Genomic DNA, 14,995 nt, shown 5'->3' on the forward strand with positions numbered 1-14,995 from the left:
ACCCGTCAAACAGGTTGAATATAGCACCGGAAAAAACGTGAAACCTTATATAACAACTGAGTAAAAGGAGCGACAGTAATGTCCAAAATTATTGCAATCAACGCAGGAAGCTCATCTCTTAAATTCCAATTGTTCGACATGCCAGAAGAAACCGTTTTAACAAAAGGGCTTGTTGAAAGAATCGGAATGGACAACAGTATCTTCACGATTTCTGTAGATGGAGAAAAGAAAACAGAAGTGACAGATATTCCAGATCACGCAGTAGCGGTCAAAATGCTGCTTGAAAAACTAACTGAATTTCACATCATCAAAGACTTTAATGAAATTGATGGCGTAGGACACCGTGTTGTTCACGGCGGAGAGAAATTCAGCGATTCTGTACTTTTAACTGATGAAGTGATTAACGACATTGATCAGCTTTCAGAGCTTGCACCACTTCACAACCCTGCAAACGTTGTAGGAATCAAAGCATTCAAACAAATTCTGCCTGACGTACCAGCGATTGCTGTGTTCGATACAGCGTTCCACCAAACTATGCCAGAGCAGTCTTACCTATACAGCCTTCCGTACGACTACTACAAAAACTTTGGTATTCGTAAATACGGATTCCACGGGACAAGCCACAAGTTCGTTACAGAGCGTGCAGCAGAGCTATTAGGCCGTCCACTAGAAGAGCTTCGTTTGATTTCTTGCCACCTTGGAAATGGTGCGAGTATCGCAGCAGTTGAAGGCGGAAAATCAATCGATACATCTATGGGCTTTACACCACTTGCTGGTGTTGCAATGGGGACACGTTCAGGTAACATTGACCCTGCTCTTATTCCATTCATTATGGAAAAAACAGGACATACTGCTGAAGAAGTGCTTTCTACTTTGAATAAGAAGAGTGGTCTTTTAGGTGTGTCTGGTCTGTCAAGTGACCTTCGTGATATTGAAGAAGCAACAGAAGAAGGAAACGACCGTGCAGAAGTTGCTCTTGATATTTTTGCAAGCCGTATTCATAAATACATCGGTTCTTATGCAGCAAGAATGAACGGTGTAGATGCGATCATCTTCACAGCTGGAATCGGTGAAAACAGTTCAGAAGTAAGAGCACGTGTACTTCGTGGTCTAGAATTCATGGGCGTTTACTGGGATCCTTCCCTAAACAACATGAGAGGCGAAGAAGCATTCATCAGCTACCCGCACTCTCCTGTAAAAGTGATCGTCATCCCAACAAACGAAGAAGTAATGATTGCAAGAGACGTTATGCGTTTAGCGTAATCAAGTTTGAAAAGCTCAGCGTGTAGACAAACCCTCGCATTCGCCCGCAGGTCTGCGCTTCGGTGCTCGTCCTTCCTAGACTGCAAAGGTTTTCTATCACGCTGAAAAGAAGACAAAGGGCTAAAATCAAAATCATTTTAGCCCTTTTTCAACAATCTGAGCTCTTTTCCAATAAGGAAAAGAGCTTTTTTCTGTTAAAAGCAGCATGCTATAATGTTGTCCAATATGAAATAAAAGGGAGCGGTGCGGAAAATGAGCGTGGCAGAACATAAACGAGAGGCGAAAGAAAGGCTTTATGTGAAGGTCATCACAGTCAGTGATACAAGAACGAAAGAAACAGACAAAAGCGGCCGTCTGATGATCGATTTGCTCAAAGAACAAGGACATCTTGTTCTTGCATACGATATCGTAAAAGATAATATTGGAGCAATTCAAGACGCTGTGCTGGAAGGAACAAGCGAAGCGAAAATAGATGCCGTCTTGTTAAATGGCGGGACAGGAATTGCTGCAAGGGATGTGACCATTGAAGCCATCACCCCTCTTTTCTCCAAAGAGCTCCCTGGCTTTGGTGAAATCTTCCGCATGCTCAGCTATACAGAAGACATAGGTTCAGCTGCTATCTTGTCCCGGGCAACGGCAGGGGTCGTCAATCAAAAGGCTGTCTTTGCCACGCCGGGATCTACCGGAGCCGTTCGTTTAGCCATGACAAAACTCGTGATACCAGAGCTTCCTCACGTCTTACGAGAGCTTGAAAAGGATCAAAAATAGCCCAAAATGACTCTGCCAAGAAAATTTGGCAGAGTTTTTTTCATAAAGGGGTTGAAAAAACAATTTTTCCTTGTTACAGTGTATACATACTAAATGCATGTTTATAAATTAAAACTTATTTTTATGCAAAAAACATTCACAGAATCAAAACAAGCGAGAGGAGCTTTTCAATCATGTCACAAAATAAAAAAGTTGTATTAGCATATTCCGGAGGTCTTGATACCTCTGTTGCAGTTAAATGGTTACAAGAGCAAGGATACGAAGTCGTTGCTTGCTGCCTTGACGTAGGCGAAGGAAAAGACTTGGCATTCGTTCAACAAAAAGCGCTTCAAGTCGGAGCGGTTCAATCATACATGATTGACGCAAAAGAAGAATTTGCTGAAGAGTTTGCACTCACTGCATTACAAGCACACACAATGTATGAAGGAAAATATCCACTAGTATCTGCACTATCCCGTCCGCTTATTGCAAAAAAATTAGTGGAAGTAGCAGAAAAAGAAAATGCAGTAGCTGTTGCTCATGGATGTACTGGAAAAGGGAACGACCAAGTTCGTTTTGAAGTATCCATTAAAGCATTGAATCCAGATCTAGAAGTTCTTGCGCCAGTGCGTGAATGGAAATGGTCTCGTGATGAGGAAATCGAATATGCACAAAAACACGGTATTCCAATTCCGATTAACTTAGACAGCCCATATTCAATCGACCAAAACCTTTGGGGCAGAAGTAACGAATGTGGCATTTTAGAAGATCCTTGGGCTGCGCCGCCAGAAGGTGCATATGATCTGACAAATCCACTTGAAAAAACACCTGACACACCAGAAATCATTGAAATCACGTTTGAAAAAGGAAAACCGACAGCGATTGACGGTATCCAGTATTCATTATCTGATCTTATCCTTCATTTAAATGAAGTCGCTGGTCAGCATGGTGTTGGCAGAATCGATCACGTTGAAAACCGTCTTGTTGGAATCAAATCTCGTGAAGTGTACGAGTGCCCAGGTGCAGTCACACTTCTTAAAGCACATAAAGAGCTTGAAGACTTAACGCTTGTTAAAGAAGTCGCACACTTTAAGCCAATCGTGGAACAAAAAATGGCTGAATTAATATACAACGGCTTATGGTTCTCACCGCTTAAAGAAGCACTAGATGCATTCTTACAAGAAACACAGCAAAACGTAACGGGTGTTGTACGTGTGAAACTATTTAAAGGCCATGCCATTGTAGAAGGACGTAAATCACCATATTCACTTTATGATGAAAATCTCGCAACTTATACTAAAGCAGATGAATTTGATCATGATGCAGCTGTAGGATTTATTAACCTTTGGGGCTTACCGACAAAAGTAAACAGCATCGTGAATAAAAAGGAGCAGGTTAAAGCATGAAAAAGCTTTGGGGAGGCCGATTTCAAAAAACACCAGAAAAATGGGTCGATGAGTTTGGTGCGTCCATTCATTTCGACAAACAATTAGTGAAAGAAGATCTGACCGGCTCCCTTGCTCATGCAAGTATGCTGAATAAATGCGGTATCCTCGGTGATGAGGAGGCCGCTGTCATCAAAGACGGACTAAATACGCTCATGAAAAAGGCAGAGGCGGATGAACTGGAATTCTCAGTAGACTATGAGGACATTCATTTAAACCTTGAAAAAATGCTCATTGATGAGATTGGTCCGCTTGGCGGCAAATTGCACACAGCGAGAAGCCGGAATGATCAGGTCGCAACTGATATGCACTTATATTTGAATAACCAAGTCGAGCATATCATTGAATTGATCTCTTCCTTTCAAACGGTGCTTGTAGAAAAGGCAGAACAGCACGTTGAAACGATTTTCCCAGGATATACGCACCTGCAGCGTGCACAGCCTATTTCGTTTGCCCATCATATGCTCGCCTATTTTTGGATGCTTGAGCGTGACAAAGCGCGCTTTCAAGATTCATTGAAGCGAATTAACGTGTCTCCGCTTGGATGCGGAGCGTTAGCAGGAACGACATTCCCGATTGATCGTGAATATACTGCAGAGCAGCTTGGCTTTGATCACATTTACGAAAACAGCCTTGATGGTGTGAGTGATCGGGACTTCATTTTAGAGTTTTTGTCTAATAGCAGTCTTGTGATGATGCACCTCTCACGTTTTTGTGAAGAAATCATTTTATGGTGCTCGCAAGAATTCAAATTCATTGAACTCGATGATACGTATGCAACAGGCAGCAGCATGATGCCGCAGAAGAAAAACCCGGACATGGCTGAATTAATCCGCGGGAAAACAGGCCGTGTGTATGGCAACCTGATGGGGCTTCTCACGATTATGAAAGGCTTGCCGCTTACGTATAACAAAGATCTGCAAGAAGATAAAGAAGGCATGTTTGATACAGTGAAAACCATCGCTGGCAGCCTGCAAATCTTCACAGGTATGATTCAAACGATGACAGTCAACGAAGATGTCATGAAAAAGGCAACAAAAGAAGATTTCTCAAATGCGACAGAAGTGGCAGACTACCTTGCGAAAAAAGGCATGCCATTCCGTGAAGCACACGAAATCGTTGGCAAGCTTGTGTATACATGTATTCAAAAAGGCATCTACTTAAGTGATCTTCCTTTTGAAACTTTTACAGAAGCAAGCGAGCTTTTTGAACAAGACATTTACACTGTTCTTGATCCGTATGTTGCGGTTGAAAAAAGAACAAGTGCAGGCGGAACTGGATTCAAACAAATCCAGCTCGCTTTAGAAAAAGCAAAAGCCTGTCTGGCATAACACGCAAAAAACCATTCGTATGATACGGGTGGTTTTTTTGTCATGGAAAAAAGGAGATTGATGACCATTGGAGAAAATGAAAGCATACCAGCGTCAAGCAGAAAAGGGAGTGACAGCAGATCATGAAGAAAACGCTTGAGGCTTTGTTTCATCAACCGATCGTATCAGTGAAGACGTTAGGAGAACAATATGACGGACGGGCCAATGATGTTTGGCTGATCTCCTTACAAGATAAAACGGAGTATGTGATCAAATCTCCTAAAACTTTAAGAGAAGAAAGTGAATTTGTGACTGGGATCAATATGATCTATGGAGTAGATGCTCATACTACACAAAAGTATATTGATCAAATTAATCAAAAACTGTCTCATACGAATTCCTTTCAGATTCCAGAAGTTGTTCGTAAAGTGAAGAAGGCAGGGAGACATTTTTATGTAATGGAGAAAGTAGAAGGAACACCTTTCACATCTTTCGATGGACGTTCATCAAACTTTTATAAGGATTATGGGAGGAAACTAGCACATCTTCATTCTTATCGAACTGACTTTTTTGGTGCAGTATACGGAGCTGAAAAGAAACATTTGAGAGAATTTCATGCGGTGTTAAAAAAGGCTGTACCCAAACTCATAGAGCGTTATTATGCTGATCAGACTAATTTTCACTGTTATGCAGAAATTGTGCTGCAAAAGATTGAAAAGCTGAAGCCTCCTGATTCAGCCAGTCTCATTTTAATTGATTTAGATCCGTCTCAATATATTGAAAAAAATGATCAAGTAACGAGTTTAGTTGATACAGAATATGTCGTATATGGACCAGCTGCGTTTGATTTTATTGCATTGGAATACCTTTTGACGAAAGAAGCTGCCCGCGATGTCCAATTGGGGTATGAAGAGATTTGTCCGCTTCCTCGCGAGCTTCATGAGGTGAGAGAATGCTATCGTTTTGTTTCGCTGCTTCTCGATATCCATGGCTCATGGGATCTGAAAAAGTGGATGAGTCACCCTATACTGTTTTACTCCTATTGATAAAGGGTTCATAAGTGCGCCAGCTGCCGGTTTATAGTAAAGTAAAAGATAAGATAAGAAACACGTGAACTTGCAACCTTTGCTTTAGGAGGAGATTGTGTGCGACACGCATTAATAACAGCGGGTTCTAAAGGACTTGGCCGGAAAGTCACCGAGTCTTTACTGAATATGGGGTATTCTGTGACAGTGAATTATCGAAGTGATGATGAAGCTGTCCGGCAGATGAGAGAAGAATTACAGCAGTACGAAGATAAGCTTCAATTTGTCCAAGGTGATGTGACAAAAAAAGAAGATCTAAAAAACATGGTAGAGCTGGCAACAGAGCGATTTGGGCGGATTGATGCCTTGATTAACAATGCTGGTCCTTATATTTTTGAACGAAAGAAACTTGCGGATTATTCAGAAGATGAATGGTATCAAATGATGGAAGGCAACTTATCAGCTGTATTCCACTTGTTCCGAATGGTCATCCCAATGATGAGAAAACAAAGCTTTGGCCGCATTATCACTTATGGCTTCCAAGGTGCAGACCATGCGCCAGGCTGGATGCACAGATCAGCCTTTGGAGCGGCAAAAGTGGGCCTTGCGTCATTGACGAAAACCATTGCGATTGAAGAAGCCGAAAACGGCATCACCGCCAATATGGTTTGTCCAGGCAAAATCGTTGGAGACATGAAAGAATCGACAATAGAGGAAGCCCGCCAAATCAAAGACGAAGAAACGCCAATAGGCAGGTCTGGTACTGGAGAGGATATAGGACGTATCATCTCATTTCTATGTGATGACCGTTCAGACCTCATTACAGGCACCGTCATTGAAGCAACAGGTGGTATTAACGTCATTCACAGGCATTAAGTTTTTCAGCTTTTTATAGAGGGAATAAATGATATGAGATCAAAATTGAAAGGTGGATATACTACATGAAAGCTACATATCATGGACATTCAGTCGTACACATTGAAACAAACGGATATCATATTTGGATTGACCCATTTTTAAATGGAAATAAGCACACAGATATCAATCCGCAAGATGTGAAAGCAGATGTCATTTTACTGACACATGGTCATGGAGATCACATCGGTGACACCATTGAAATCGCTAAAAACAATGATGCACTTGTTGTCGCGCCTTTCGAACTTGCCACGTATTTAAGCTGGCAAGGGGTGAAAACGCACCCGCTTTCTATTGGAGGCGGCCGTGAGTTTGAATTTGGTAAAGTGAAGCTCACGCAAGCGTTCCATGGTTCAGCTGTCATTGATGAAGAGGCACAGACAATTACGTATACAGGGATGCCATCAGGTATTTTATTTACCGCAGAGGGCAAAACAATTTATCATGCTGGAGACACTGCACTCTTTTCAGATATGAAGCTGATTGGTGAGCTGAATCATATTGAGCTCGCATTCCTTCCAATTGGTGATAACTTCACGATGGGGCCGGAGGATGCAAGAATTGCAGCAGAATGGCTGCGGGCAAAACAGGTCGTTCCGATTCACTACAGCACATTCCCGCCAATTGAACAGGATCCGCATGCATTTGCAGACAGCCTGCATGGCGGCGTCGGTCATGTGTTAAACAGCGGGGAATCAATCGAGATTTAATCCCCATATGAAAAAAGCTGGCACACAAATGCCGGCTTTTTTGTTTGCCTTCATCTGCTGAAAGAAAAGACAAATTGCTATTAAAAGCCTCCTGCCCTTATAATGAAACATAGATGAAAACGCTGAAAACAAAAAGGGTGAACGGGATTGGCGACAAAGCATGAGCAAATTTTATCGTATATTGATTCATTAGATGTCGGGGAGAAAATTTCTGTCCGGCGCATAGCGAAAGAAATGAAAGTGAGTGAAGGCACCGCTTACCGGGCCATCAAAGATGCTGAAAATAAAGGATTCGTCAGTACCATTGAACGAGTCGGCACCATTCGAATTGAACAGAAGAAAAAAGAAAATATTGAAAAACTGACATATGCAGAAGTGGTTAATGTCATTGATGGACAGGTGCTTGGAGGACGAGCAGGCTTACATAAAACGTTAAATAAATTTGTCATCGGAGCGATGGAGCTGGATGCGATGATGCGCTATACGGCAGCTGGCAACTTGCTGATCGTCGGAAACCGGATCAATGCCCATAAGCAGGCATTAGAGGCAGGGGCGGCTGTGCTGGTCACAGGCGGATTCTCAACAGATGATGAAATTATTCAGCTCGCAGATGAGCTAGAGCTGCCAATTTTATCAACAAGCTACGATACATTTACCGTAGCGGCTCTCATTAACAGAGCCATTTATGACCAATTAATTAAAAAAGAGATTGTGCTGGTGGAAGATATTTTAACACCGATAGAACGGACGGTGTATTTATCACCAGAGGATAAGCTTGAAAAATGGTATGAAAAGAATTATGAAACTGGCCACGGACGTTTCCCGGTCGCAGATGATCAAATGAAGATTCACGGAATTCTCACCTCAAAGGATATTGCGGGGCATGACCGCTCCACACCGATTGAAAAGGTGATGACGAAAAATCCGCTGACGGTTATTGGCAAGACATCTGTCGCCTCAGCTGCACAAATGATGGTGTGGGAAGGCATTGAGGTGCTGCCAGTTGTGGATGATCATGCGAAGCTGATCGGGATGATCAGCCGTCAGGATGTGCTCAAGGCGCTCCAAATGATTCAAAAGCAGCCGCAGGTCGGAGAAAAGCTGGATGATGTTGTCTCAAGAGGGTTTAAAGAAACTGATACAGAAAAACCAAAAGCAGATGCGGTTTATCAATATGAGGTCACCCCGCAAATGACGAACCAGCTTGGAAACATTTCATATGGGGTGTTCACACAAATTTTAATCGAATCAGCCAACCGCTTCTTAAAATCTCATAAAAAGGGCGAGCTGATCGTCGAGAGTCTCTCTGTCTACTTCTTAAAACCGGTCCAAATGGAATCCACAATCCAGATCAAGCCGAATATTTTAGAAGTAGGACGCAAGTTTGGGAAGCTGGAAGTCGAGGTGTACCATCAATCGAATATCGTAGGAAAAGCGATGCTGATGGTGCAGCTGATGGAGAGGGGATAATGATAAAAAGGGCGAACCCATGTCGCCCCTTTCCTTATTACGCGTGATCCTTTTCGCCTTCTTTTAAAAAGAGCGGAAGGTAATGCTTGTAGGCTTTATACCCAGCCCACGTACTGCCGATACCGACAGCAACAAAAATAAATCCGATGACAAATGCGAGTGACGAGCGGTTTAAAAATAATTGATTCACACCGAAAAGCAGGACAAAGCAGCCAAGGGCCATACTGGATTTCGCCGACCAGAATTTTTTCTCAACTGGCCGGTTCGTACGGACATTTTTCGCTTTGTAGTATAAATAAAACATGGCAGAACAAATAATAAACACAATCAAAACAAGCATGTGCCAAGCCTCCATTGTAAGTGGTTACAACCCTATTTTAAACGTAAATAGGCTTGCTTACTAGAATAAATTGTCTATTCCTCACTTTTCCGTCACGATAGATTATGATTTAATAATAAAAAGAGTATCGCATGAGAAGGAGTTTTTATGAAAAAAGAACTGATTAGAACCATATCATTATATGACACCATCATCATTCATAGACATGTAAGACCAGATCCTGATGCGTATGGATCGCAGTGCGGCCTTACGGAAATCTTGCGTGCCACCTATCCAGAAAAAAATATTTATGCGACAGGAACCCCTGAGCCATCCCTTTCATTTTTATATGAACTCGATGAGATACCAGACGACGTGTATAAAGGGGCCCTTGTCATTGTCTGTGATACGGCCAATCAAGCAAGAATTGATGATCAGCGCTATTTAATGGGCGATAAGCTGATGAAAATCGACCATCACCCGAATGAAGATCCTTATGGTGATTTGCTTTGGGTAGATACAGAGGCAAGCTCTGTGAGCGAGATGATTTATGAATTGTACTTAGAGGGGAAAGAAGAAGGATATCAGCTGAATACAAAGGCGGCTGAATTGATCTATGCCGGCATTGTAGGAGACACAGGCCGCTTCCTTTTCCCAAACACAACGAAAAAGACACTCAAATATGCAGGGGAACTTATCGAATATCCGTTTTCATCTTCAGATCTTTTCAATCAATTGTATGAGACAGATTTGAATGTCGTGAAATTAAATGGTTATATTTTTCAACATATTTCTTTGTCAGAGAACGGGGTTGCATCTGTGTTCATTAAGCGTGAAATTTTGGAATCGTTCCAAACAACAGCGCAGCAGGCCTCACAGCTTGTTGGGACACTAGGAAATATTGCAGGCATTAAGGCATGGGTCTTTTTTGTGGAAGAAAACGATCAGATTCGTGTCAGATTCCGCTCTAAAGGTGTCGTCATTAACACCATTGCGAAAAAATATCATGGAGGCGGCCACCCTCTTGCAGCCGGTGCGTCCATTTATGATTGGGCCGTAGCAGATGAGATTTTGCGTGATTTAGAAGAAGTATGTAAATCATCATCATAAGAGAGGAGGGATATGAAGTCCCTTCTCTCTTTTTTTGTCATGGAGAAAAGGGTTACTTGCACACAGGGATAAACCAGCAGCCGATGTCTGTTGAATCTTCATAGGCTTGGAGATTTTGATGCTTTAATTCTTTTTTAATTAAATGAGCCATCATTTCTGTCTCAGCATAAGCACACATGCCGTCTTTGATCCGGCTTGCTTTGTCTCGTGCCATTTGACGATAGCTGTAAACCTCCATTGTCCTCACCTCTTTCTATTTAAGATCTCGTTCTACTTTTAGTGTATAAAAATGAAGCGTGAAAAGCGATCATTGAGGGCAGAAATTCATAAAAATTCCACAACCTGTTTATTCAGCAAATGAAATACGTACTTCAAGTGAAAGCTTCGTATAAATTGTCAGCTCTGTCACTTTCGCTCGGTATGCCTTTTCCCGAATCGTATATTCTTTATTTTCCACTGTCCGTTTTAGTAATTCCTTTGTTTTATAGACACTTTCGATATCCTTTGTAATGACTTCTGAGATATCCTCCTTGACCTGATCTTCAAACTTTAGCGTATCTGGCTCTGGGATTTTATATTGCTCACGATTCACGAGATGAACATCTACGCTTTGGATCAGCAGCCGCTTCTTATTATCCTCATTTAACTTATGCAAATCTTCCCGATAGAGTGTGATTTGTTCCTTCAAACTGTCCATATGATGCTGCTGGCTTCTCAGCAGTGTTACTTGCTTTTCCTGAAAGGTTCCGTATGTAAAGAGAAAAATGAGCCAGCTTACAATCGCACCAAACATCATTCCTGCAAAAAAACGCTGCCAGCCTGGGCGTTTATACAGCTCCGGCACCCTCATGATGACACATGCTCCTGGGTGAGCCACGTAATAATGAGATACCCCGTTTGTGCGCCGCCCATGGCAGAGATAATTAATAAAATCTGCTTGAAAATATCACGCGTGTTTCCTTCGAAAATGCCTCGTTCAAAGCTATAAACAGCATCAAATGTTCCGCCGATAGCGGCGACAAGCGCCCAAATCTTTAAACGGTTGGCAAGACTAGTAATAATGGATAAAGGCGGCTGACCAGATAAATACGCACCAACACCGCCTATGATAGCACCACCCAAAATGACCCCAAGGGCGATAAAATAACAGCTGATAAAATTCGGAATAAAAGCTTCCTTCACATCCATTTTGTCCACCTCACTCTATTCAATATATGGTGTGTGCTGGACAAGTATGAACGGACAGAAAAGAAAGAACATTTGTTTCTCATCGCATCGCGTTTTATAATGAAAGAATGACTTTAGACGAAAGGAGTGGATTTAGCATGTCTTATGTTCATCTTCAGGTCCACAGTGGATACAGCTTGTTAAGCAGTGCAGCTAAAGTAAAGGAGCTTGTACTGAAAGCAAAAGAACTTGGCTGCAAGGCGCTCGCTCTTACCGATGACCATGTGATGTATGGAACGGTTGAATTTTATAAGGAATGTAAAAAACATGGCATCAAGCCGGTTATCGGTTTAACAGCTTCTGTCTTCATAGATGAACAAGAGACAGAGGCTTATCCCTTAGTACTCCTTGCAAAAAACAACGAAGGCTATCAAAACCTGATCAAAATCAGCAGTGTGCTGAAATCAAAATCAAAAGCCGGACTGAAAGAAAAATGGCTCAAAAGCTATCATCGCGGGCTCATTGCGATCACACCAGGCGCATCTGGGTATATTGAAACGCTTTTGCAGCATGATCAAATAGAAGAAGCACGTGAAGCCACCAAACAATTAAAGCATATATTCGGCGAGGGTCATGTGTACATCGCACTTCAGCCATTTCAGCAGGACGAATCGCTCACCAGCAAACTGCGGGATGTCTCACAAAGTGTGGACATACCTCTTGTTGCGACGGGGGATGTTCACTACATCAATCGAGAGGATAAAATGGCTTATACGTGTTTAAAGGCTATTAAAGCAGGGGATCAGCTTTCAGAGATAGAGGAAGACCGAGGAGAAAAGCATTTCAGATCCTTTGAAGAAATGTTGGAATGGTATAGAGATGATCGAGAGCTGCTGACAAGAACGGTGGAGATTGCAGACCGCTGCGAGGTCGATTTAAATCTTGGGCAGACAAAACTTCCATCCTATCCAACTCCTGATCAATCAACAGCTGATCAGTTTTTACGCAGAGTGTGCGCAGAAGGTATGAAGCAAAGAAAGATTGCTTCACATGACACGTATGTCAAAAGACTTGAATATGAACTGAGCATTATCCAAAAAATGAATTTCAGTGATTATTTTCTCATTGTGTGGGATTTTATGAAGTATGCGCATGACAGAGGGATTGTCACAGGCCCTGGACGGGGATCAGCAGCGGGTTCACTTGTTGCATATGTTCTGTTTATTACGGATGTCGATCCGATCCGTCACGGTCTTTTATTTGAGCGCTTCTTAAATCCAGAGCGAATCAGTATGCCAGATATTGATATTGATTTCCCCGACACGAGAAGAGACGAAATCATTTCTTATGTAAAAGACAAATACGGAGACATGCATGTGGCGCAAATTGTCACCTTTGGGACACTTGCAGCAAAGGCTGCTTTAAGGGATGTTGGACGTGTGATGGGAATCGATTCAAAAGCAGCGGATCGTCTTGCCAAGCTGATTCCATCAAAGCCAGGAACGACACTGAAAGAAGCGGTGACTGCATCTCCTGAATTAAAAACGATGCTTCAGCAATCTGAAGAGCTTCGAAAGGTCTTCCAAACTGCTTTAAAGGTAGAAGGCTTACCGAGACACACTTCTACACATGCAGCTGGCGTTGTGCTGAGCGAAGAGCCGCTGACAGAGGTCGTTCCGATTCAAGACGGCCATGAAGGTGTGTATTTAACGCAGTATGCCATGAATTATTTAGAAGATCTCGGACTTTTAAAGATGGACTTCTTAGGGCTCAGAAACTTAACATTAATTGAATCCATTAAAAACCAGATTGAAAGACAGGAAAACGTCCACATTAACTTTAGTGACATTTCATATGAGGATCAGAAAACGTTTGAATTGTTATCTGCGGGCGATACAACTGGAATATTCCAGCTTGAATCACAGGGAATGCGTCAGGTGCTGAGACGCCTGAAGCCGTCTAGTTTAGAAGATATCGTAGCGGTCAATGCCCTCTATCGTCCAGGTCCAATGGAAAATATCCCGCTTTTTATCGACCGAAAGCATGGCAGAGTCAAGGTCTCCTACCCTCATCCTGATTTGTATGACATATTAAAGGATACATATGGGGTCATCGTCTATCAGGAGCAAATCATGCTAATTGCAGCGAAGATGGCTGGTTTTCAGCTGGGCGAGGCTGATCTATTAAGAAGAGCTGTTTCGAAGAAGGATAAAAAGGTCCTTGATGAAGAGCGAAGCCATTTTGTTGAAGGATGCCTAAAAAAGGAGTATCCTGTTAACATTGCAAATGACGTTTATGACTTAATCGTCAAATTTGCAAACTATGGTTTTAATAGAAGCCATGCTGTTGCATATAGCATGATTGGCTTTCAGCTTGCTTATTTAAAAGCGCATTATCCGTTATATTTTATGTGCGGTCTTTTAACGAGTGTAATTGGAAATGAAGACAAAATTGCTCAATATTTCTATGAGGCGAAGGAAAAAGGGATATCTGTGTTGAAGCCTTCTATTAATAAGAGTGAGTTTCCATTTACGGTTGAAAAAGGGGAGATCCGCTACAGCTTAAGAGCGATCAAAAATGTCGGAGTGTCAGCTGTAAAGGATATATACAGGGCAAGACAGGAAAAGCCGTTTGAAGATTTATTTGATTTTTGCGCAAGAGTATCACCAAAGAGTGTCAATCGAAAAACGATTGAAGCGCTCATTTTTTCAGGGGCGATGGATGAGTTTTATCCCAATCGTGCTTCGTTATTAGCATCGATAGATATTGCGTTAGACCACGTGTCATTTTTAAATCCAGAGGATCAGCTGGACTTTCTTGGGGATACAACCTTCTCCATTAAGCCAAAATATGCGGAGATAGAAGAAATGCCGCTTGTTGACCTCCTGCAATTTGAAAAAGAGGCACTCGGGTTATATTTATCAAATCACCCAGTACAAGCATACCGAGAACGCTTAAGAGAGAATGGTGCAGTGGAAATCATCAGACTTTCTTCCTATATTAAGCGGAAGATTTCAATGGGTGGTCTTTTGACAAAAGTGAAATCGATTCGGACAAAAAATGGACAATCGATGGCATTTGTTACATTTGGGGATGAAACGGGAGAAATGGAAGGCGTCGTCTTTCCAGAGCAATTTAGAAAGCTGTCCCCCTTACTTGAGGAGGGCACCATGCTTTATGTGGAAGGCAGAGTAGAGATCAGAAATGACAGCAGTCAAATCATCGTGCAAGAAGCTGCTTTGCTTGAAGAGATGGACGTAAAAAGAAAAGAGTCTGTCTACATTCGAGTGAAAGAAGAGAATCATACGCAGGAGCTGCTAGAGCAAGTAAAACGAGTCCTCTCGATGCACAGCGGAGAAGCAGATGTCTATTTGTATTATGAGAAGCAAAAAAAGACGATGAGACTTCCAGATGCATACAAAGTTCATGCAGATCATGCTGTGATTTTCCAGTTAAAAGAGCTGCTCGGTGAACAAAACGTTGTGATTAAATGATGACAAATCGCCTGAATATG

At 42.2% G+C, this 14,995-nt stretch carries 14 protein-coding genes; 10 read left to right on the top strand and 4 right to left on the bottom strand.

Going from position 1 to position 14,995, the window contains the following annotated elements:
• The first annotated feature begins 78 nt into the window (after window positions 1-78).
• The 8 genes from C9414_RS05525 (at window position 79) to C9414_RS05560 (ending at window position 8,885) form a co-directional block, all read left to right on the top strand.
• Window positions 79-1,263 carry an acetate kinase gene (locus C9414_RS05525; protein WP_039180594.1) on the top strand — a complete coding sequence of 395 codons (1,185 nt, stop codon included), beginning with the start codon at window positions 79-81 and terminating at the stop codon, window positions 1,261-1,263.
• A 252-nt stretch (window positions 1,264-1,515) separates the two neighbouring features.
• Window positions 1,516-2,031 (top strand): MogA/MoaB family molybdenum cofactor biosynthesis protein, encoded by a 516-nt coding sequence (locus tag C9414_RS05530; RefSeq protein WP_107163236.1) that lies wholly within the window; start codon window positions 1,516-1,518, stop codon window positions 2,029-2,031.
• Window positions 2,032-2,204: 173 nt separating this feature from the next.
• A complete protein-coding gene (locus C9414_RS05535; protein ID WP_048239076.1) occupies window positions 2,205-3,416 on the top strand; it encodes an argininosuccinate synthase in 1,212 nt (403 codons plus the stop codon).
• Window positions 3,413-4,786, top strand: coding sequence for an argininosuccinate lyase (gene argH / locus C9414_RS05540; protein WP_058838285.1), 1,374 nt, complete (start codon window positions 3,413-3,415; stop codon window positions 4,784-4,786). Before C9414_RS05535 ends, argH begins: the two co-directional genes overlap by 4 nt.
• Window positions 4,787-4,908: 122 nt before the next feature.
• A complete protein-coding gene (locus C9414_RS05545; protein WP_107163237.1) occupies window positions 4,909-5,811 on the top strand; it encodes a phosphotransferase in 903 nt (300 codons plus the stop codon).
• Between the two features lie 99 nt (window positions 5,812-5,910).
• Window positions 5,911-6,666 carry an SDR family oxidoreductase gene (locus tag C9414_RS05550; protein WP_107163238.1) on the top strand — a complete coding sequence of 252 codons (756 nt, stop codon included), beginning with the start codon at window positions 5,911-5,913 and terminating at the stop codon, window positions 6,664-6,666.
• Between the two features lie 65 nt (window positions 6,667-6,731).
• On the top strand, window positions 6,732-7,415 hold the full coding sequence (locus C9414_RS05555; RefSeq protein WP_107163239.1) for a metal-dependent hydrolase: 684 nt from the start codon (window positions 6,732-6,734) through the stop codon (window positions 7,413-7,415).
• A gap of 147 nt (window positions 7,416-7,562) precedes the next feature.
• Entirely contained in the window at window positions 7,563-8,885 is a 1,323-nt protein-coding gene (locus C9414_RS05560; RefSeq protein ID WP_039180580.1) for a CBS domain-containing protein, read from the top strand.
• A gap of 37 nt (window positions 8,886-8,922) precedes the next feature.
• Here C9414_RS05560 and C9414_RS05565 read toward each other — a convergent pair whose 3' ends face one another.
• Window positions 8,923-9,225, bottom strand: coding sequence for a YtpI family protein (locus C9414_RS05565; protein WP_003216665.1), 303 nt, complete (start codon window positions 9,223-9,225; stop codon window positions 8,923-8,925).
• Between the two features lie 147 nt (window positions 9,226-9,372).
• On the opposite strand from C9414_RS05565, the gene C9414_RS05570 reads away from it, so the two are divergent.
• Complete coding sequence (locus tag C9414_RS05570) at window positions 9,373-10,314, top strand: DHH family phosphoesterase (RefSeq protein WP_059374777.1); 942 nt, start codon at window positions 9,373-9,375, stop codon at window positions 10,312-10,314.
• 52 nt (window positions 10,315-10,366) lie between these two features.
• Here C9414_RS05570 and C9414_RS05575 read toward each other — a convergent pair whose 3' ends face one another.
• The 3 genes from C9414_RS05575 to ytrH all read right to left on the bottom strand — a co-directional run bounded on the left by C9414_RS05575 (window position 10,367) and on the right by ytrH (window position 11,502).
• Window positions 10,367-10,552, bottom strand: coding sequence for a YtzJ family protein (locus C9414_RS05575; RefSeq protein ID WP_003216400.1), 186 nt, complete (start codon window positions 10,550-10,552; stop codon window positions 10,367-10,369).
• Between the two features lie 108 nt (window positions 10,553-10,660).
• Entirely contained in the window at window positions 10,661-11,164 is a 504-nt protein-coding gene (gene ytrI / locus C9414_RS05580; protein WP_003216226.1) for a sporulation membrane protein YtrI, read from the bottom strand.
• Window positions 11,161-11,502 (bottom strand): sporulation membrane protein YtrH, encoded by a 342-nt coding sequence (ytrH, locus tag C9414_RS05585; RefSeq protein ID WP_024424798.1) that lies wholly within the window; start codon window positions 11,500-11,502, stop codon window positions 11,161-11,163. Before ytrH ends, ytrI begins: the two co-directional genes overlap by 4 nt.
• Window positions 11,503-11,639: 137 nt before the next feature.
• Between ytrH and dnaE the strand changes: the two genes are divergently transcribed.
• Complete coding sequence (dnaE, locus tag C9414_RS05590; RefSeq protein WP_107163240.1) at window positions 11,640-14,975, top strand: DNA polymerase III subunit alpha; 3,336 nt, start codon at window positions 11,640-11,642, stop codon at window positions 14,973-14,975.
• Window positions 14,976-14,995: the final 20 nt, after the last annotated feature.

The sequence above is a fragment of the Bacillus sp. Nf3 genome, from assembly GCF_003028545.1.
Taxonomy (GTDB): Bacteria; Bacillota; Bacilli; order Bacillales; family Bacillaceae; genus Bacillus; species Bacillus safensis.